This window comes from Actinoallomurus sp. CA-150999 (assembly GCF_050942425.1).
In the GTDB taxonomy this organism is placed as follows: Bacteria; Actinomycetota; Actinomycetes; order Streptosporangiales; family Streptosporangiaceae; genus Actinoallomurus.
In genome coordinates, this window is sequence record NZ_CP192063.1 from 10,758,903 (window position 1) to 10,778,174 (window position 19,272).

Here is a 19,272-nt window from a genome sequence, read left to right on the forward strand (position 1 = left end):
GGAGCTGGTGAGACATGACCTGGACGGCACCGGAGATCGACCGCGATCCCGTTCCCCGCGAGGCGCTGACCGGCGATGAGCGCACGAGCGCCGAGGCCTGGCTCGACCACCATCGGCGGACGCTGCTGGGGAAGTGCGGCGGGCTGACCGCCGAGCAGCTCAAGCGGCGCTCCGTCGAGCCGTCGGACCTGTCACTGCTCGGCCTCGTCCGCCACATGGCCGAGGTGGAGCGCGACTGGTTCCGGTACCGGTTCGCCGGGGAGCGGCCCGGCTACCTGTACGTCACCGACGACGACCTGGACGCGGAGTTCGACGTCGAGACCGCCGACGCGGAAGACGACTTCACCACCTACCTCTGCGAGGTCGAGCTCGTCCGCCGCATCACGTCGGGGCGCTCCCTCGACGAGACGTTCCTCGATCCCCGCCGCGAGGTCGAGATGACTCTCCGGTGGGTCTACTCGGTCATGATCCAGGAGTACGCCCGCCACAACGGCCACGCCGACCTGCTCCGCGAGCGCATCGACGGCGCGACCGGCCACTGATCGGACGCGGGCGCGTCATGGGCGGGGCCGGCCCGGTGTCCTCGTCCGGACCACCGGCGCCGAGGCGTTCGCCCACGGGCTCGGCGCGGCTATCCGACGGCGGTCCGGCCGTCGTCCGTCAGGAAGGGCGCCAGCAGCTCGGCGGTGACCGTGCGCAGCCGGGAGCGGATCGCCGGGTCGTACGTCCCCTCGTGCGCCCTGGCCTCGCCGGTGCCGTCGAAGTAGCGGCCCGTGGCCCCGCCGGCCGAGCCGACCGCCAGGTTCATCACGGCCTTCACCCCCGTGCCGACGGTCGACATGGGCGGGACCATCGCCTCCCGGACCATGTGGGTGTTCATGAACGACGCCGGATGCAGGCAGTTCACGGTGACGCCGCCGTCGGCCAGCTCGTCCGCGAGGTCGAAGCTGAAGGCGGCGAGCGCGAACTTGCTGCGGAAGTACGCCTGGCTGCCGCTGTAGCGGGCGTCCATGCGCAGGTCGGCGAAGTCGACCGGAGCCTGCCCGACGGAACCGACATTGACGATCCGGGCGAGCACGCCCTTTCGAAGGGCCGGTGCGAGCCGCCGGGCGAGCAGCACCGGGGCCAGGTAGTTCACGGCGAAGCGCAGCTCGTGGCCGTCCGCGCTCAGGTGCCGCCTGCGGTACGGCGGGCGCCCGGCTCCGACGCCGGCGTTGTTGACCAGCAGCCGCAGCGCGCCGTGGTCGGCGCTCACCCGGTCGGCGAGGTCGCGGGCCTGGGCGAGTGAGGAGAGGTCGGCGAGGTAGGCCTGCGCGGTCCCGCCGGCCTTCTCGATCCGGTCCACGACGGAGGCGGCGCGCTCGGCGTCCCTGCCGTGCACGAGGACGTGCGTCCCGCGCTCGGCGAGGGCCGTGGCGACCGCCCGGCCGAGTCCGGCGGTGGCACCCGTGACGAGGGCGATGTCTGTCATCTCTTCTTCCTCTCAGGATCCGAGTGCGGGGCCGGTCAGGAGCCAAGTGCGGGGCCGGCCGCCTCGGCCTTGCGCAGGCCCAGGAGGCCGACGACGACCCGGTCGCGGAGCCGCACCGGCAGCCGGGACACGAGCAGGGCCGGGCGGACATCGGAGTTCGCGAGATACCGTGCCTTCGGCCGGGTCGCCCCGACGGCCTTGACGATCGTGTCGGCGACCGTCTCCGGCTTGGACTGCCGCATCTTCGCCATGGCGGCGCCCATGGCCTCGATCCGTGACCGGTAGAGCGCCAGCCGCGCCGGATCGGCGTCCGCGAGGGCCTCCATGGCCGCCGCCTCCGCCTTCGCGAAGATCGGCGTCTCGACGGCTCCGGGGACGACCGTGACGACGGCGACACCCTGCGCCCCGAGTTCGATCCGTAGGGCGTCGGACAGCGCGTCGAGCGCCGCCTTGCTCGCCGAGATGGGAGCGGCGAACGGCATCGCGAGCCTCGCCGTCGGGGCGCTGATGTTGATCAGGCGGCCGCGGCCTTCGCGGAGCAGCGGCGCGAACGCCCGGATGACCTCGGCGGGCCCGAAGACGTTGACGGCGAACTGGCGGCGCAGGTCCTCGGCCGGCACCAGCTCCAGCGGGCCCTGGATGATGATCCCGGCGTTGTTCACGACGGCATGGAGGCCCCGGCCGCCCTGGAGCCGGGTGACCTCCGCGGTGGCCTCGGCGACGCTCTTCGGCTCGGTGACGTCGATGTGGATCTGTTCGACGCCGCGGATCTCGGCGAGGTGGGGCGCGTCGCCGCGTACGCCGGCGTAGACGCGATAGCCGCGCTCGGCGAGGGCGCGCGTCGTCGCGGTGCCGATGCCGCCGGTGGCTCCGGTGATGAAGACGGCACGCCCGTTCCCGATGGCCTGACTCATGATCGACCTCACATGTACTTTGGGACATGTACCTTGGGACAGCACGATCATCAGGCGTACCGGAGGACATGTCAAGATGGACGGACGGATCTCGAGGGAGGACGGTGACGGAGTGTCGCTGCGGCATGGGCTGCTCGGGCTGCTCGCCGAAGGACCCGCCAGCGGCTATGACCTGGCCCGGCGCTTCGAGGAGCACCTGGGACCGGTATGGCCGGCCCAGCACCCGAAGATCTACGCCGAACTGTCCCGGCTCGCCGACGCCGGGATGATCGAGGTCGACAGCCACGGCCCGCGCGGCCGGAAGGCCTACCGGATCACCGATGCCGGGCGGGCCGAGATTCGCCGCTGGCTGACCGAGGAGGAGGTCGACCACACCCTCCGCACCGAGTCGGTGCTCCGGTCGTTCTTCTTCTGGCTCATGGAGACCGACGACCTCCAGACGCACCTACGCCGCGAACAGGAGTTCTTCTCCCAGGTCGCCGACATGGCACGCGGCTACGCGGCGGCCAAGGACCGCGGCGACTTCGGGACGGCCCCGCAGACCCGCTCCATGCGGGTGGCCGTCGAGGCGGCCGTCCGGATCTACCAGGCGCTGGCCGACTGGGCCGAGTGGGCGCAGACCGTCCCTCCGGCCGTACCGGCGGCCGAAGACGACACCCACCCTCCGGCCGTGGAGAACGAGGTCTGAGGCACGGCGGTCAGCGCTTGATCGCAATTCCGCCGTACATGTGCGGCGCGGGATCGTCCGGATCGACCGGCCCGTCGGGACGCCACTCGGTGACCCTGGCGACACCCGGCTCGACGAGGTCCAGGCCGTCGAAGAACCGCTCCGTCGCGGCCTTGGTGCGCATCTTCATCGGGATTCCCTGGGACCGGTAGGCGGCCACCCCGTCGGCCAGCGGGCTCTCTCGCTCGGCGTCGGGCACCACCGAGATCGCGCCAGCACGCTGCCCGGCGCGAGGGGCTCCACCAAGGCCCGTACGGCCTCGTGGGCCTCGTCCTCGTCGATGAAGAACTGCAGGATCGCGATGAGAGTGAGGGCGACCGGCCGGCTCAGGTTCAGGGTCTCGTGGAGCCGGGCCGACTCGAAGATCGTCTTGCTGTCGCGCAAGTCGGCGTCGATGTAGGCGGTCCGGCCCTCCGGAGAACTGGTGAGCAGCGCCCGGGCGTGCGCGAGCACGATCGGGTCGTTGTCGACGTAGACCACGCGAGTCTCCGGCGCGATCTCCTGGGCGGCCTCGTGCAGGTTCGGCGAGGTCGGCAGGCCGGTGCCGACGTCGAGGAACTGCCGGATGCCCATCTCGCGCACCAGGTAACGGGTCATGCGGAGCATGAAGTCGCGGTTGGCCCGCATGGAGACCGGCAGCGTGGGCAGGTGCTTCACGATCTCGGCCGCCGCCGCGCGGTCCGCCGCGAAATTGTCCTTGCCGCCCAGCATGTAGTCATAGATCCGCGCGGAATGCGCGATATCGGTACGCAGATCCGTCACTTGGACCGCCCCGTCGGGCCGCTGCCCACTCTGATCCCGCTCGCCGCCTCGCCCACGTACGACCTTCCCGTACGGCATCCAGGAGTAAATGATCTTACTCGATGCCTGCCAGCGAAAATGTGGTTGGCCAAAAGCGGAAAGCGCAGAAACCGGACATAACGGGATATGCAGAGGCCCCGCGCTCCATGCGGAGCGCGGGGCCTCTGACGTCGTGCCGGGGACTACTGCCGGTTGATCGACTCGGCCGCAGGGGGCGGAGAGTCGGGGACGGAGCCGGGCTTGGGCTCACCGGTGAAGGTGAACTTCGCCGTCTCGCCGCTGCCCTCGACCCCGACGATGACGATCTCGCCGGCGTGCAGGTCGTTGTAGAGGATCTTCTCGGACAGATTGTCCTCGATCTCCCGCTGGATCGTGCGGCGCAGCGGACGGGCGCCCAGCACCGGGTCGTACCCGCGCTCGGCCAGCAGGTCCTTGGCCTCCTGGCGAAGCTCGATGCCCATGTCGCGGTCCTTGAGCCGCTCGTCCACCTTGGCGATCATCAGGTCGACGATCTGGATGATCTCCTTCGGCGTGAGCTGGTGGAAGACCACGGTGTCGTCGACACGGTTGAGGAACTCAGGCCGGAAGTGCTGCTTGAGCTCTTCGTTGACCTTCGCCTTCATCCGGTCGTACGAGCCCTGCTCGTCGTTCTCGCGGGCGAACCCGACGGACAGACCCTTGGAGATGTCGCGGGTGCCGAGGTTCGTCGTCATGATCACGACGGTGTTCTTGAAGTCCACGACCCGGCCCTGGGCGTCGGTCAGGCGACCGTCCTCCAGGATCTGCAACAGCGAGTTGAAGATGTCCGGGTGGGCCTTCTCGATCTCGTCGAACAGGACGACGGAGAACGGCTTGCGGCGGACCTTCTCGGTCAGCTGGCCGCCCTCTTCGTACCCGACGTAGCCGGGCGGGGAGCCGAACAGCCGCGAGACAGTGTGCTTCTCCATGAACTCGGACATGTCGAGCTGGATCAGCGCGTCCTCGTCGCCGAACAGGAACTCCGCCAGGGTCTTGGAGAGCTCGGTCTTACCGACACCCGAGGGGCCGGCGAAGATGAACGAACCGCCGGGGCGCTTGGGGTCCTTCAGGCCGGCGCGGGTACGCCGGATCGACTGCGACAGCGCCTTGATGGCGTCGTTCTGGCCGATGACCCGCTTGTGCAGCTCGTCCTCCATGCGGAGCAGCCGTGTGGTCTCCTCCTCGGTGAGCTTGAAGACCGGGATGCCGGTGGCCGTCGCGAGGACCTCGGCGATGAGCTCCTCGGTGACCTCGGCGACGACGTCCATGTCGCCGGCCTTCCACTCCTTCTCCCGCTGCGCCTTGGACTGGAGAAGCTGCTTCTCCTTGTCGCGCAGGGCGGCGGCCTTCTCGAAGTCCTGCGCGTCGATCGCGGACTCCTTCTCGCGCCGCACGTCGGCGATCTTCTCGTCGTACTCACGCAGGTCCGGCGGCGCGGTCATGCGGCGGATGCGCATGCGCGAGCCGGCCTCGTCGATGAGGTCGATCGCCTTGTCGGGCAGGAACCGGTCGCTGATGTAGCGGTCGGCGAGCTGGGCGGCGGCCACGAGCGCGCTGTCGGTGATCGACACGCGGTGGTGCGCCTCGTAGCGGTCCCGCAGGCCCTTGAGGATCTCGATCGTGTGGCTGAGCGAGGGCTCGGCCACCTGGATCGGCTGGAACCGCCGCTCGAGCGCGGCGTCCTTCTCCAGGTACTTGCGGTATTCGTCCAGCGTCGTCGCGCCGATCGTCTGCAGCTCGCCGCGGGCCAGCATCGGCTTGAGGATGCTGGCGGCGTCGATCGCGCCCTCGGCGGCGCCCGCACCGACGAGCGTGTGCAGCTCGTCGATGAACAGGATGATGTCGCCGCGCGTGCGGATCTCCTTGAGCACCTTCTTCAGGCGCTCTTCGAAGTCACCGCGGTAGCGCGAGCCGGCGACCAGGGCCCCGAGGTCCAGCGTGTAGAGCTGCTTGTCCTTCAGCGTCTCGGGGACCTCGCCCTTGACGATCTTCTGGGACAGGCCCTCGACGACCGCGGTCTTACCGACGCCGGGCTCACCGATCAGCACCGGGTTGTTCTTGGTACGGCGGGACAGCACCTGCATGACCCGCTCGATCTCTTTCTCTCGCCCGATGACGGGGTCGAGTTTGCCTTCGCGCGCGGCCTGCGTCAGGTTGCGGCCGAACTGGTCCAGCACGAGCGACGTCGAAGGCGCGGCCTCCGACGGCCCGCCGGACGACGCCGGCTCCTTGCCCTGGTACCCGTGCAGCAGCTGGATCACCTGCTGGCGGACGCGGTTCAGGTCGGCCCCGAGCTTCACCAGGACCTGGGCCGCAACACCCTCACCCTCGCGGATCAGGCCCAGCAGGATGTGCTCAGTCCCGATGTAGTTGTGGCCGAGCTGCAGCGCCTCCCTCAGCGACAGCTCAAGGACCTTCTTCGCCCGCGGAGTGAACGGGATGTGTCCCGAAGGAGCCTGCTGCCCCTGGCCGATAATCTCTTCGACCTGCTGGCGGACGGCTTCGAGGCTGATGCCCAGGCTCTCCAGAGCCTTGGCGGCAACACCCTCTCCCTCGTGGATGAGGCCCAAGAGGATGTGCTCGGTGCCGATGTAGTTGTGGTTGAGCATCCTGGCCTCTTCCTGAGCCAGGACGACAACCCGCCGCGCGCGGTCCGTAAACCTCTCGAACATCTCGTCGCTCCTCACAGAGCGGTTGGGCAGTAGCCGGGATGTCCGACCCTGTCCTTCCGCATGCTAGCCCCGCCCCGCGGTCACTGCCTCGGCGCCGTACCAGAAGAGATTCCCCGGGCTAGGGCTGTTCATCCTCATCCAACTACCGCGCGGGCCCTGGATGTTCCCCGTACGCCGCAAGCGAACGGCCCGCTGCCGATAAATGTCGGGCAACGGGCCGATCTGCGTTGTGCATGCCGCGGGTCAGTGCGCGCGCTCGTACTCCTCGACGACAGTCGCCGGGATGCGGCCGCGCTCGTTGACCTTGATGCCACGTGCCTTCGCCCACGCACGGATGTCCGCGCTGCGCTCGCGGCTCGAGGCGGCACGGCTGCGGCGGCGGCGTCCCACGCCGGCCCTCCGCGCGTGCTCCACGAACGGCGACAGAGAATCGCGCAGCTTCTTTGCGTTGTCGCTGCTGAGATCGATCTCATAGGAGACTCCGTCGATGGAGAACGGAACCGTCTCCTCCGCCTCGCCGCCATCGAGGTCGTCGATGAGGCGCTTAATGATCTGCTCTGCCATGGAGACTGACCTTTCACCGGAGCAAACTGCATTCGGTTGCCAAAGATATACCGCCACAGTGGTCGATGACAATTCGAACCACAGATCCGAGTTTAGCACGCCCGTTACGCAGCGTTATCCCCAGCAATCGCTCCGGATCCCTGGGGTTACTGACCGCTCCGGCGGTTCTCCGGGGTGCGTTCGCGGCGGCGCTTACCGCCCATCTCTCGCCGCACCACCCAGAACACGCCTGCCAAGAACGCGGCAGCCACGGTGAGAGGCGGCGCGAGCGCCGCGAGGTCCTTCCACATCCGACCCACGCCTTCCGTTCCCGTCGGGTTTAACGGGACGCTCGCCCGGGCTCAGTGGCCATGGGCGTGCATCCTCATGGTGAAATTGTCGCGCAGCACGTCCCCGTGGGTACACCCGCCCCTTTCCGGACCGGGCACCCGGCGAACATCGGGTCCGCAGGAGCGCCGGGATTCGGCGGCCCCATCGCGAGACCCATGGTCAACGAACGAAGCCACTACCGGTGTTCCCGCAGCGTCCTGGGGTGGAGGCGGCGGAGCTGTGACGATGAGGTCGAGGCGCTAAACCGGGTCGTGTCTCCGTTTTCGCGATCCTCCCGGCATGGCGAATAACCGTGTCGAACCGGCGCTTAAGCCCCAGCACAGCACGCGAATGTGCCGTGCCACCCGGCCGTGGAGTCCTGGATCCCCTGTGGCGAAGGGGCTCCGCGAATCCGCCCGGCCCCGCGATCCGGCGATCATAAGTCCCCGAGCATGGCAGGATCCAATGGGGTTGGGTCGGACGATCGAGACGACGGGCGACGACGTGATGTTCTACGCGGACCTTCATATCCATTCGAAGTACTCCCGCGCCTGCAGCAAGGACTGTGACCTTGAACACTTGGCCTGGTGGGCCGGGCGCAAAGGCGTATCGGTCGTGGGCACCGGGGATTTCACGCATCCGGCGTGGATGGAGGAGCTGCGGCAGAACCTCGTTCCCGCTGAACCGGGCCTGTTCCGGCTGCGGCCCGAGCTCGAGCGACGGGTCGCTCGCACACTACCGCCCGCGTGCCGGGCTCCGGTGCGCTTTCTGCTCTCCGTCGAGATCTCCACGATCTACAAAAAGGGTGAACGTACACGGAAGGTACATCACCTTCTTTATGCCCCCTCGTTCGAGGCAGCCGAGCGCATCACCACAGCGCTGGCCCGGATCGGCAACGTCACCTCCGACGGACGGCCCATCCTCGGCCTCGACTCGCGGCACCTTCTCGAGATCACACTGCAGAGCGACCCGGGGTCGTATCTCATCCCCGCGCACGTGTGGACGCCGTGGTTCTCCGTCCTGGGGTCCAAATCCGGATTCGACGCCGTCGCCGACTGCTACGACGATCTGGCCGACCACATCTTCGCGGTCGAGACGGGTCTTTCTTCCGACCCCCTCATGAACTGGCGTGTCGAATCGCTGGACCGGTACCGCCTCGTGAGCAACTCGGACGCGCATTCCCCGCCCGCGCTCGCCCGCGAGGCGTCGGCCTTCGACACCGACATGGACTACTACGCCCTGCGCGCCGCCCTGGAGACCGGCGACGGGTACGCCGGGAGCGTCGAGTTCTTCCCCGAGGAGGGCAAGTACCACCTCGACGGGCATCGCAAGTGCGGCGTCCGGCTGGAGCCCGAGGAGACCAAGGCGCAGGACGGGCGCTGCCCCTCCTGCGGCCGACCGCTGACCATCGGCGTGCTGTACCGCGTCGACGAGCTCGCCGATCACCCTGAGGGAAGGCGGCCCGAGAGCGCGGCGGACTTCCGCAACCTCATCCCGCTGCCGGAGATCGTCAGCGAGATCCGCGGCGTCGGGCCGCGCTCGAAGTCCGTGCTGGGGCACATCGCCGAGCTCGTGTCGACGCTCGGGTCGGAGCTCACGATCCTCGACGAGGTGCCCCTGGACGACGTACGCCGGGCGGGCGGCGAGCTCCTGGCCGAGGCCATTGCCCGGCTGCGCCGCGGGGAGGTCGTCCGCGACGCCGGATACGACGGCGAGTACGGCGTGATCCGGCTCTTCCAGCCCGGCGAGCTCCGCCGGGAGGGCAAGCTCGCCGTCGGTCTCCTCGGCGCGCCGGACGACTCGGGCCTCTTCGACCTGCCCGAGACCCCGCCCGCGAAGGCCGTACGGGAGCCGGGCCTGTTCGACGTGCCCGGCGCCGACGACCGTCCTCCTCCGTCCCAGAGCACCGCTCCGGAGCCGTCAGAGGCCGCAGAAACGCCCGACGGGGCCGTGCCGGACGAAGTACCCATCGAGGGGCAACAGGACATCCTGGAGGCCGTCGAGGCCGCCGAGCAAGACGATGCCACCGGAGGGCCCACACCGGACGAGAGCCGGCACGGGCTCGACGGGGAATCGGCACCCGACGAGGGCACGGGAAGACCGGACGAGGGCACTGGGAGATCCGTGCTGGACGGGCTCGACCCCGATCAGCGCGCGGCGGCCGCGCATCCCGGCGGGCCGCTCCTGATCATCGCCGGGCCGGGCACCGGGAAGACCCGCACCCTCACGCACCGGATCGCCCACCTCGTCGGCGAGCGCGGCGTCCCGCCGGAGCACTGTCTGGCGATCACGTTCACCCGGCGGGCGGCCGAGGAGATGCGCGAGCGCCTCGACGCGCTCCTGCCTGGACGCGCCGCCCGGCTCACCGTGACGACCTTCCACGGCCTCGGCGCGCTGATCCTGCGCGAGCAGCACGCGCGGGCCGGGCTCCCCGACGGCTTCCGCATCGCCGACGAGGCCGACCGGCTCGACGTGGCCCGGGAGATGGCCGGCACGGACAAGGAGGCACGGAAGCTGCTCGCCGGGTTCGACGGGCCGGGCGGTCCGGAGGAGTCCGAGGCCCGCAGCGCCTTCGAGAAGCGGCTGCGCGAGCGCGGCCTGGCCGACTTCACCGACCTGCTCCGCCTCCCCGTACGCCTTCTGGAAGAGGACCCGGAGCTGGCCGAGGCGTACCGCGGCCGCTGGCCGTGGATCAGCGTCGACGAGTACCAGGACGTCGACGAGACGCAGTACGCCCTGCTGCGGCTGCTGACCCGGCCCGACGGCGGGCTCACCGCGATCGGCGACCCGGACCAGGCGATCTACTCCTTCCGCGGCGCGGACGTGGGTTTCTTCCTGCGTTTTCAGAACGACGTCACCGGCGCGACGACGGTGCAGCTCACCCGCAACTACCGCTCCGCGCCCGCGATCGTCGACGGGGCCGTACGCGCGATCGCCGCCACCAGCCTCGTGCCCGACCGGACGCTCGTCCCGCAGCGCTCCGGCGACCGGCTCATCCAGGTGCACGAGACGGCGGACGCCCAGGCGGAGGCCGACTACGTCACGGGCACGATCGACCGGCTCCTGGGCGGGTCGTCCTTCCACTCGATGGACTCCGGGCGCTCCGACGGCCACCACGCCGACCATCTCGACTTCTCCGACATCGCCGTGCTGTACCGGACCGACGCGCAGTCCGAGCCGGTGATGGAGGCGCTGACCCGCGCCGGCATGCCCTTCCAGAAGCGCTCGCACGACCGGCTCCTCAAGCGGCCGGGCGTGCGGGAGCTCGCGCACGAGCTGCGCCACCACGGCGGGCCGCTGCGCGACCGGCTCCGCGGCGCCACCGGCGCGCTCATCGAGATCCACGACGAGGCCGTGCTGCGGTCCGCGGCCGAGCTGCTGACGCCGCTCGCCGTCCGCTGCGGCGACGACCTGGAGGCGTTCCTGGGCGAGCTGGCGCTCGGCGCGGAGGTCGACGCGTACGACCCGCGCGCCGACCGCATCGCGCTGCTGACGCTGCACGCGGCCAAGGGCCTGGAGTTCCCCGTCGTGTTCGTCATCGGCTGTGAGGACGGCCTGCTGCCGCTGCGGCTGCCGGACAGCGACGAGGCGGAGGAACGCCGGCTGTTCTTCGTCGGCATGACGCGGGCGCAGACGCACCTGTTCCTGTCGTCCACGCGGCGCCGGGAGCCGTCGCCGTTCCTGCGCTCGATCCCCGCCGAACTGGTGACCCGCCCGGAGGCCGCCCGCCGCCGCCCCCGCGACCGTCAGCTACGGCTGATCTGAGCGCGGCTCGTCCACGAGGCCCGGTTCCTCCGCGAGACCCGGTTCCTCCACGGGACCGGGCTCGTCGGCGGTGGGCTCGTCGGCGGGGGCGGGTTCGTTCAGGGCGCGCGGCCGGACGTCGATGACGAGGGTGCCGGCCGCGCGGTCGTGGAGCGCCTGCCGGTACGAGCCCTCGAACTGCAGGCCGTTCTCGGCCAGCCAGAAGATCGCGGCGAGGATGTTGAGGATCGGGACGGGGCGCGCGGCAGGCGGCAGCGCGTAGATCGCCGCGCGGATGAGCGCCTGTACGACGGTCGGCCGCTCCCCCGTGACGGAGATCACCCGCAGTCCGGTGAGACGCTTGCCGACCGTGCGCCCCCAGACGGCGAGCTGCACCGCCTCGTAGAGAAAGAAGGTCACGGCGAAGGCGATCGGCGCCACGACCGTCTGCGCGGTCTCGCGGGGGAAGATCTCGGTCGCGCCCGTGGCGATGGGCACGCCGACGATCAAGGTGTCGATGATGCGGGCGACCAGACGCTGCGACGGCTCGGCCACCGCGTCGACGGCCTCCTCGGTCACTCGTCCGCGAACTCTCGGTCGTCGACCACGACGGTGGCCGCCAGCCGGTCGTGCAGCCCTTGGTGCAGAGGCTGGTCCCAGATCGCCCAGAGGTACGCCATCACCGTGCCGACGCCGCAGCCGAAGAGGTACACGACGTTGTTGACCGCCGCCCGGGCCGCCGCGCGGGCGGGCGTCAGCGGCTCGCCGGTCTCGGTGAGCACCCGCAGGCGCAGCACCCGCTTGCCGAGCGTCTGCCCCCACAGCGCGAGCTGCACGGCCTCGTACGCGAACGGCAGGATGCCCAGGACGAGGATCCACCCGACGATGGCAGTGCCCGACCAGATGCCGCCGCCGCTCTTGACGTGGTTGGCCGGCTCGTTGAGGCCCACCGCCGCGATCATGAACGGCAGGATCAGGGCGAACCCCACGACCCCGAGCAGCCCCGCGTCGATCACCCGTGCGCCGGCCCGCCGGGCGATCGGGGCGAGGATCAGCTCCGCCTGCGGCTCCTGCCCGCCGTACGATCCGTGGTGCTCGCCGCCGTACGACCCGTGCTCCGCGTACTCCGCCGACCGGCCGTACTGCGGATATGGCTCGCTCATTCACTACCCTTCCAGGTGCAGCAGCATCCGGGTGTTGCCCAGGGTGTTCGGCTTGACCCGCTCGAGGTCGAGGAACTCCGCCACGCCGTCGTCGTAGCTGCGCAGCAGCTCCTCGTACACCTCCGGTGAGACCGGAGTGCCCTTGAGGGCCTGGAACCCGTGCCGGGCGAAGAACTCCACCTCGAACGTCAGGCAGAACACGCGGCGCACACCGAGCTCGCGCGCGGTCTCGAGGAGCCGCGCGACGATCCGGTGCCCCACCCCACGCCCATGCCGGGACGGATCGACGGCCACCGAACGAACCTCGGCGAGATCCTCCCACATGACGTGCAACGCACCACAGCCCACGACGTCACCGCTCTCCCGGTCCTCCGCGACCCAGAACTCCTGGACGTCCTCGTAGAGGGTGACGGTGGACTTCTCCAGCAGCCGGCCCGGCCCGGAGTACAGGTCGACCAGCCGCCGGATCGCCCGGACGTCGGTCACGCGGGCACGGCGGATCGCTATCTCCACAAACAGGGGACACTAGCCGGAACGCCGGGATGCCCTCGTCACCGATCAGATGAGCTGCCTCCGTGCCGCCCATACGACGGCCTCGATAGGGGTGTTCACATCAAGGCGGTCACAGATCGATCGCAGCCTCCTCCGCAAGGTGCGCGCGCTGAGCTCGAGTTTCCGCGCCGCCACATCTGCGGTGACACCTGTGGCGATCTGCGAGAGCAAGCGGAGCTCATCCTCGCTCAGACGCGGATCGTCGGTGCCACGACGTGTGAGTGTGGCCTGTTCCACTCCGTCCTCCCTCGTCCCGGGTGATGGCTGCGGGGATGCGGCGACCGCCGCATGGGCACGGGTAGGCCGGAGCGCGCTTGACCGGAGTTGGCCTCCCGTCCGCATGAGGATGCGCGACGCGGGAACTCCGGGTAACGATTCATACGTTGGAGAGTTGAGCGGGAACGCCGCCTCCGGTGCCAAGTCGATGGCACGAGGAAACGTCCCGGCGCTGGTGCCGGGACCGAATTCGGCGTGTCCGGATGGGGTCATGTGTGCGCCCTCGCCCCCATCCCTTTCGCGCAGTGATCCGGCAAAGATCGTGAATCGTTTCAAGCTACGCTCCGCTCCGGAACGCTAAGCGGCCGTCTGCGGGGCGTCAAGGGTTCGCATGTTACGACGCGTAGACGCTCATATCCGTTCCGCTACGTAACACATCGGCCACAGTTCTTCACCCTTGTCGACCTGCGAAAACCGCACTCACCGGGAAGGTGGAAGCGTTGACGCGCGTCAGTATCCGAGATGTGGCGATACATGCAGGAGTCTCGGTGGGCACGGTTTCGAATGTCCTAAATCGGCCAAATCTGGTGGCCGAAGCAACCCGGGAACGCGTTCAGGCCGCCATCGGCGAGCTCGGCTTCGTCCGCAACGAGACCGCACGACAGCTCCGGCAGGGGCAGAGCCACGTCCTCGGCGTGGTCGTCCCGAGCATGGCCAACCCGTACTTCAGCGATGTGGGCCGGGCGGCCGAGGTGGTGATGAACGCCGAGGGGTTCGACGCCCTCTGGTGCACCAGCGAGGGCTCTCCGACGAAGGAACAGCGCTGTCTGGACTTCCTGGAGGAACAGAACGTCTCCGGTCTGCTGATCAGCCCACTGGAGCTCGGCGCGGCCCGCGTGGCCGAACTGCACGGGCGCGGGCTCGCCGTCGTGCTGCTCGACCGGACCACCGCCGGCATCTGCTCGGTGGCGGTCGACCACCGCGCGGGCGGAGCGCTGGCAGCCCGTCACCTGCTGGGCCGGCGCCACCGCCGGCTCGTGTTCGTCACCGGCCCGCTGTCGATCGGACCGGTCCGCGAGCGCCACGCGGGCGCCGTACGCGCGGCCCGGGACGCGGGACTGGACGAGCACGCCCTGACGACGCTCGAGCAGCCGGAGATGACGGCGGCGGCCGGGCGCGCGGCGGCCCGGCGGCTGCTCGAGCTGGACCCCCTGCCCACCGGGGTCTTCTGCGGCAACGACCTGCTCGCGATCGGACTGATCAACGAGCTCGTACGGGCGGGGGTGAAGGTGCCCACGGAGATCAGCGTGGTCGGCTACGACGACATCGACCTCGCCGCGACGGCCGTCGTGCCGCTGACGACCGTACGCCAGCCGCGCGAGGAGCTCGGCCGGACCGCGACCGAGCTGGCGCTCGCGGAGACCGGCGACCCGGAGCAGCACGAGCACCGGCAGGTCGTCCTGTCCCCCGAGCTCATCGTCCGCGAGTCTGCCTGAGGGCACGCGACGGGCCTCCGCCCCGGAGGGAGGAGGCCCTGAGCGAGAAAGGTCAGGCTGTGGCGGCGGCGACCGTGGCGGCCTCGGGGTGGCCGATGGCCAGGCCGGTGCCGACGTCGAAGAAGTGCAGGCGGCTGGTGTCGATCGACAGCTCGATGTCCTGGCCGGGACGCACGTGCGAGCGGGCGTTGACGCGGGCGGTCCACAGCGCCTTGTTGTCGGCCAGCGGGATCGCGGCGTCGTCCTCGTCGGCGTCGTGGGCGAGGTCGGCGGTGTCCTTGTGCTCGACCGGCGGCGCGTCGATCGCGAAGATCACGTTGATCTCGCTGCCGAGCTCCTCGGTGACGTCCGCGTGCGCCTGGATGGTCGGCCAGTCGCTGCCGTTGTGGCCGGCGTCCTCGAAGTCGGACGGCCGGACGCCCAGGATGATCTCCTTGCCGAAGTAGTCGTCGAGGCCGGGACGGTCCTCCAGCACCGAGTCCGGGACGGGCAGCTTGTTGCCGGCGAAGACGACGTGGGCGCCGCCGTCGCGGACCAGCTCGGCGGTCACGAAGTTCATCGCCGGGGAGCCGATGAACCCGGCGACGAACAGGTTGACCGGGTTGTCGAAGAGGTTCTGCGGGGTGTCGACCTGCTGGAGCTTGCCCTCGCGGAGCACGCAGACCCGGTCGCCGAGGGTCATGGCCTCGATCTGGTCGTGGGTGACGTACACCGTGGTGACGCCGAGCCGGTCGTGCAGCTGGTTGAGGGAGGCGCGCATGGACACACGGAGCTTGGCGTCGAGGTTCGACAGCGGCTCGTCCATCAGGAACGCCTGCGGCTCACGGACGATCGCGCGGCCCATCGCGACACGCTGCCGCTGACCACCGGACAGGGCGGCCGGCTTGCGCTTGAGGAACTGCTCGAGGCCGAGCATCTTGGCGGCCTCGTTGACCCGCTTCTTGATCTCCGGCTTCGGCGTGCCGCGCAGCTGGAGGCCGAACGCGAGGTTCTGCTCGACCGTCATGTGCGGGTACAGCGCGTAGTTCTGGAAGACCATCGCGATGTCGCGGTCCTTGGGGGCCAGGTTGTTGACCACCCGGTCGCCGATGGAGATCTCACCGCCGGTGATGTCCTCCAGGCCGGCGATCATCCGCAGTGCGGTCGACTTGCCGCACCCGGACGGGCCCACGAGGACCATGAACTCCCCGTCCTGGATCTCCAGGTTGAGGTCGTCCACCGCCTTGACTTCGTTCGTGTACGCCTTGACCACATGGCTCAGGGTGATCTTGGCCATAGGAGAGTCCTCCGGATGCTCGACCGCTAAAAGTGTCCACAACCATAACCAGTGTTCGCATATATGAACAAGGCTTGAACGCGACTAAGCTGTCTTCTGGCTCCGGCGTGGTCGCCGGGCCGCGCCGATGGGCGCAGGCCGGCTGCTCTGGAGGGGTTGTATGGACGCGACCGAGCGAGCCGCGCCGGGCGTCAAGTCCGCGACGCGGACCGTCGCGCTGCTCGACTTCTTCGCCCGCCAGGGCGGGATGTACAGCCTGACCGAGATCCAGCAGGAGCTCGGCTACCCCAAGAGCAGCCTGTACGCCCTGCTGCGCACGCTCGTCCAGCTCGGCTGGGTGGAGACCGACCCCACGGGCACGCTGTACCGCATCGGCATGCGCGCGCTGCTCGTCGGCGCGTCCTACATCGACGGCGATCCCGTCGTCGGCATGGCCCACGAGGTCCTCGACTGGCTCGCGGAGGCCACCGGCGAGACCGTGCACTTCGGCCGCCTCGACGACTACGACGTCGTCTACCTGTCCTCCCGACCGTCGCGACACAACCTGCGGCCCGTCATCCGCGTCGGCCGGCGCGTGCCCGCGCACAGCACCTCGCTCGGCAAGGCCCTGCTCGCCGACCGCCCCGACCCCGTACTCCGCGAGGCCCTCGAGCGCCAGACCGCGCACACGATCACCGATCAAGACGATCTCCGCGCCGAGCTCAGGCACGTCCGCGAACGCGGCCACGCCATCGATCGCGAGGAGAACACCTCGGGCGTCTGCTGCTTCGGGGTCGCCCTGCGGCTCCAGCGCCCGGCCCGCGACGCGATCAGCGTCTCGGTCCCCGCCATCCGGCTCGATGACGCCCGCGAACGCGAGATCTCGGCGCTCCTCCTCCAGGCCCGCGAACGCATCGAGTACGCGGCGTACCACCTGATCCACCCCTGAGCGGGCCTTCCGGCGACCCGCATACGTATACCTACGTACGCGGTTCAGGTAGTCGTCCGGGTATTTTTCCCACTTCGGTGGCGCAGGTCACGCGGCATGCTGATGGATGAGAACGACTACATGCCCAGCGAAGAAAGGGGAGGATCCGCGATGTGCCAGCACCAGCCGAAGTGCCCGACGGCGGACGCTCCCGATCACGACGCGGCCCGCCTCGTCTCCTACCACCCCGAGCAGGGGTGGGGACTGCTCTGCAACGGCGTCATCGTCTTCGAGGACACCGGCGAGCTGCTCCCCGACGGTCGTAGCGTCCCTGTTCACCGGGAGCTCGCTCACGCCGCCTAAGACCAACGACCTTCCTCGCCTGCGGATCAGAGGAAAACCGGCCGGAGACGGCCGTACGAGGCCCTAGCCGGGCCGCCCCCACCCCCCCGGGACCCCTGAGACCCCCGGTCCCCCGGTTGGACGCCGGGGTCGACATGCCCACCGTGTCGACCCCGGCGTTCACGTCTCTCAGCCCTTCCGTGCCCGGCGACGGGCGTACGCGATCGTCAACACCGCCACGAGCGGCCCCCACGCCAGCAGCGGCGCATAGCAGACGTCCATGATCACGCCGGCCGTCCCCTGCGGGAAGTCGGGATTGTCCAGCGGACCGTGCGACGTCAGGGTGACCGCCGCGCACAGCCCCATCACCGCCATGGCACCGACCGACGCCGGCACGATCGTCACGAGGGGCGGGATGCGACGCCCGCCCAGCCACGGCACCCACCCCGGCACGACCTCACCCCACGACCGCACCAACCCGAGCGTGAGGAACGCCGCGGCCTGCGAGGTCACCGACAGGAACAGCACGTACGCCAGGATCGCGGTACCCGTGTACAGGTGCCCGAGCCGGCCGGTGAAACCGACGTCGACGCCGACACCGAGCGCGAGCCGCCAGATCGAGGACGGGACCGTGCACCACACCGTCGCCCACGCTGCGATGACCGCCCAGCGAGGCACATCGGCCCCTCGCCGAGCCTGAGCAGGGTCGGGACGTGAGACGGGCAGGGCGACCACGGCGATCGGACCTCCATGTCCAGGCTGTGCTGACCTCTCAACGATCACGCGCGGCGCGCCCGGCCGGACCCCTCGCGACGGTGAGGCACCTCCCCCTCGCGGGGGAGATGTCCACCGTGCGCCGAAGCCCGGCCGTGACCAGTAGATCGGTCAGCGCCGCCGGTCGCGGGCGGCGTAGGTCTCGCGCAGCGACCGGGTGATGGCCTTCTGGCGGTCCGTGCGCTCCTTACGCAGCCGCGCGTCGCTACGGGAGGCCGCCCAGGCGTTCTCGCGCTCCAGCTTGCGATAGCTGTCCAGGCGCCGTCGGCTCAGCGCGCCCGAGGCGATCGCGGCTATGACCGCGCAGCCGGGCTCGGAGTCATGGCCGCAGTCGCCGAAGCGGCACCCCCGAGCGAACTCCTCGACGTCGGCGAACGTCCGCCGCAGCCCCTCCTCCGCGTCGTACACGCCGACGCCGCGCAAACCCGGAGTGTCGATGAGCACGGCGCCGTTCGGCAGCGGGACCAGCTGCCGGCGCACCGTCGTGTGCCGACCCTTGCCGTCCTGCGCGCGTACGGCGCCGGTCTCCAGGACCGCCGTCCCGAGCAGTGCGTTGCCCAGCGTGGACTTGCCCGCCCCGGACGGGCCGAGCAGCACCACGGTGCCGGTGAGCACGGCCTGAAGCGCCTCGATGCCCTCACCGGTGACGGCGCTGGTCGCGACGATCTCCACGCCGGGCGCCGCCTGCCGCGTCTCGGTCACGAGCGACGGAAGATCGGGCGACTCGTCGATCTTCGTCAGCACGATCACCGGCGTCGCGCCGCTCTCCCAGGCCAGCGCGAGCAGCCGCTCGACGCGACCGGGCTTGATCTCGGCGGCGGCGGAGACCACCACGGCGGCGACGTCGACGTTCGCGGCCAGGGACTGGCCGTGCGAGGACCGCGACACCGCGGCGCGGACGATGACCCCGCGTCGCGGCAGCAGATCCGTCACCTGCGGGTCGCGGCCCGGCCGTACGGCCGCCCAGTCACCGGTGCAGGGCAGCGCGACGGGGTCGGGCGACCGCACCAGCGACGTACCGGCCTGAAGCGGGCCGTTCTCGGTGACGAGGTCGCACCGGCCCCGGTCGACGCCGACGATCCGCGCGGGCACCAGCCCGTTGGTCCGATACGAGGCGAACGACCGCTCGCGCTCCTCGTCCCAGCCGTACGCGGACAGGTCATGAGAGAACTCAGAAGAATGATCAGAAGAATGAGAGGACAACGTGAACCCCTTGGTGAAGCGGGGTCCCGGCATGCGCCCGCGGGACAGCGGGTCGCCGTGGGAAGAAGGTCAGCCGAGGACCCCGGTGGTGAGGACGGACCGTGTGCTGCGTGCGACAGCCAC

20 protein-coding genes are annotated in these 19,272 nt (G+C 69.9%); 6 read left to right on the forward strand and 14 right to left on the reverse strand.

All coding sequences use genetic code 11. The annotated features are described in order from the left end of the window. Positions 1-14 precede the first annotated feature (14 nt). Positions 15-542 carry a DinB family protein gene (locus ACQP2O_RS49705; RefSeq protein WP_433176879.1) on the forward strand — a complete coding sequence of 176 codons (528 nt, stop codon included), beginning with the start codon at positions 15-17 and terminating at the stop codon, positions 540-542. Between the two features lie 89 nt (positions 543-631). Here ACQP2O_RS49705 and ACQP2O_RS49710 read toward each other — a convergent pair whose 3' ends face one another. Together ACQP2O_RS49710 and ACQP2O_RS49715 are read right to left on the reverse strand one after the other, a co-directional pair. Continuing rightward, complete coding sequence (locus tag ACQP2O_RS49710; RefSeq protein ID WP_433176881.1) at positions 632-1,471, reverse strand: SDR family NAD(P)-dependent oxidoreductase; 840 nt, start codon at positions 1,469-1,471, stop codon at positions 632-634. A 35-nt stretch (positions 1,472-1,506) separates the two neighbouring features. Then, positions 1,507-2,385, reverse strand: a complete 879-nt coding sequence (locus tag ACQP2O_RS49715; RefSeq protein WP_433176883.1) for an SDR family NAD(P)-dependent oxidoreductase — start codon at positions 2,383-2,385, stop codon at positions 1,507-1,509. Between the two features lie 76 nt (positions 2,386-2,461). Here ACQP2O_RS49715 and ACQP2O_RS49720 point away from each other — a divergent pair, with 76 nt between their 5' ends. Next, positions 2,462-3,073, forward strand: a complete 612-nt coding sequence (locus ACQP2O_RS49720) for a PadR family transcriptional regulator (protein WP_433176885.1) — start codon at positions 2,462-2,464, stop codon at positions 3,071-3,073. Between the two features lie 10 nt (positions 3,074-3,083). Here ACQP2O_RS49720 and ACQP2O_RS49725 read toward each other — a convergent pair whose 3' ends face one another. The 5 genes from ACQP2O_RS49725 to ACQP2O_RS49745 all read right to left on the reverse strand — a co-directional run bounded on the left by ACQP2O_RS49725 (position 3,084) and on the right by ACQP2O_RS49745 (position 7,457). Then, positions 3,084-3,242, reverse strand: a complete 159-nt coding sequence (locus tag ACQP2O_RS49725) for an SAM-dependent methyltransferase (protein WP_433176887.1) — start codon at positions 3,240-3,242, stop codon at positions 3,084-3,086. Beyond that, positions 3,239-3,874 carry an SAM-dependent methyltransferase gene (locus tag ACQP2O_RS49730; RefSeq protein WP_433176888.1) on the reverse strand — a complete coding sequence of 212 codons (636 nt, stop codon included), beginning with the start codon at positions 3,872-3,874 and terminating at the stop codon, positions 3,239-3,241. The genes ACQP2O_RS49725 and ACQP2O_RS49730 overlap by 4 nt, the downstream gene beginning before the upstream one ends. A 221-nt stretch (positions 3,875-4,095) precedes the next feature. After that, positions 4,096-6,603: an ATP-dependent Clp protease ATP-binding subunit gene (locus ACQP2O_RS49735; protein WP_433176890.1), complete on the reverse strand. Its 2,508-nt coding sequence runs from the start codon at positions 6,601-6,603 to the stop codon at positions 4,096-4,098. A gap of 243 nt (positions 6,604-6,846) precedes the next feature. Then, the gene (locus ACQP2O_RS49740) at positions 6,847-7,167 is read right to left on the reverse strand and encodes a histone-like nucleoid-structuring protein Lsr2 (RefSeq protein WP_252779361.1); all 321 of its coding nucleotides are present in this window, start codon (positions 7,165-7,167) and stop codon (positions 6,847-6,849) included. A 146-nt stretch (positions 7,168-7,313) separates the two neighbouring features. Next, positions 7,314-7,457: a hypothetical protein gene (locus tag ACQP2O_RS49745; RefSeq protein ID WP_360884925.1), complete on the reverse strand. Its 144-nt coding sequence runs from the start codon at positions 7,455-7,457 to the stop codon at positions 7,314-7,316. 523 nt (positions 7,458-7,980) lie between these two features. Here ACQP2O_RS49745 and ACQP2O_RS49750 point away from each other — a divergent pair. Then, positions 7,981-11,241: a UvrD-helicase domain-containing protein gene (locus tag ACQP2O_RS49750; RefSeq protein ID WP_433191429.1), complete on the forward strand. Its 3,261-nt coding sequence runs from the start codon at positions 7,981-7,983 to the stop codon at positions 11,239-11,241. Here the strand turns inward: ACQP2O_RS49750 and ACQP2O_RS49755 are convergent. The 4 genes from ACQP2O_RS49755 to ACQP2O_RS49770 are packed head-to-tail and all read right to left on the reverse strand — an operon-like array spanning position 11,227 to position 13,172. Beyond that, positions 11,227-11,799: an RDD family protein gene (locus tag ACQP2O_RS49755; protein WP_433176893.1), complete on the reverse strand. Its 573-nt coding sequence runs from the start codon at positions 11,797-11,799 to the stop codon at positions 11,227-11,229. The two genes, ACQP2O_RS49750 and ACQP2O_RS49755, sit on opposite strands and share 15 nt — an antisense overlap. Further along, complete coding sequence (locus ACQP2O_RS49760; protein ID WP_433176894.1) at positions 11,796-12,383, reverse strand: RDD family protein; 588 nt, start codon at positions 12,381-12,383, stop codon at positions 11,796-11,798. Before ACQP2O_RS49760 ends, ACQP2O_RS49755 begins: the two co-directional genes overlap by 4 nt. Positions 12,384-12,386: 3 nt before the next feature. Further along, the gene (locus ACQP2O_RS49765) at positions 12,387-12,896 is read right to left on the reverse strand and encodes an amino-acid N-acetyltransferase (protein ID WP_433176896.1); all 510 of its coding nucleotides are present in this window, start codon (positions 12,894-12,896) and stop codon (positions 12,387-12,389) included. Between the two features lie 45 nt (positions 12,897-12,941). Further along, on the reverse strand, positions 12,942-13,172 hold the full coding sequence (locus tag ACQP2O_RS49770) for a LuxR C-terminal-related transcriptional regulator (RefSeq protein WP_360884936.1): 231 nt from the start codon (positions 13,170-13,172) through the stop codon (positions 12,942-12,944). A gap of 503 nt (positions 13,173-13,675) precedes the next feature. Here ACQP2O_RS49770 and ACQP2O_RS49775 point away from each other — a divergent pair. Beyond that, positions 13,676-14,647: a LacI family DNA-binding transcriptional regulator gene (locus tag ACQP2O_RS49775; protein ID WP_433191431.1), complete on the forward strand. Its 972-nt coding sequence runs from the start codon at positions 13,676-13,678 to the stop codon at positions 14,645-14,647. A gap of 52 nt (positions 14,648-14,699) precedes the next feature. Here the strand turns inward: ACQP2O_RS49775 and ACQP2O_RS49780 are convergent, their stop codons facing one another. Beyond that, positions 14,700-15,923 carry an ABC transporter ATP-binding protein gene (locus ACQP2O_RS49780; RefSeq protein WP_433176898.1) on the reverse strand — a complete coding sequence of 408 codons (1,224 nt, stop codon included), beginning with the start codon at positions 15,921-15,923 and terminating at the stop codon, positions 14,700-14,702. 160 nt (positions 15,924-16,083) lie between these two features. On the opposite strand from ACQP2O_RS49780, the gene ACQP2O_RS49785 reads away from it, so the two are divergent. Both ACQP2O_RS49785 and ACQP2O_RS49790 read left to right on the forward strand, forming a co-directional pair. Continuing rightward, a complete protein-coding gene (locus tag ACQP2O_RS49785; protein WP_433176900.1) occupies positions 16,084-16,851 on the forward strand; it encodes an IclR family transcriptional regulator in 768 nt (255 codons plus the stop codon). A 150-nt stretch (positions 16,852-17,001) separates the two neighbouring features. Continuing rightward, entirely contained in the window at positions 17,002-17,193 is a 192-nt protein-coding gene (locus ACQP2O_RS49790; RefSeq protein WP_433191434.1) for a DUF5999 family protein, read from the forward strand. 168 nt (positions 17,194-17,361) lie between these two features. Here the strand turns inward: ACQP2O_RS49790 and ACQP2O_RS49795 are convergent, their stop codons facing one another. Both ACQP2O_RS49795 and rsgA read right to left on the reverse strand, forming a co-directional pair. Then, a complete protein-coding gene (locus tag ACQP2O_RS49795; RefSeq protein ID WP_433176902.1) occupies positions 17,362-17,850 on the reverse strand; it encodes a hypothetical protein in 489 nt (162 codons plus the stop codon). A 207-nt stretch (positions 17,851-18,057) separates the two neighbouring features. Further along, complete coding sequence (rsgA, locus tag ACQP2O_RS49800) at positions 18,058-19,149, reverse strand: ribosome small subunit-dependent GTPase A (RefSeq protein WP_433176904.1); 1,092 nt, start codon at positions 19,147-19,149, stop codon at positions 18,058-18,060. Positions 19,150-19,272: the final 123 nt, after the last annotated feature.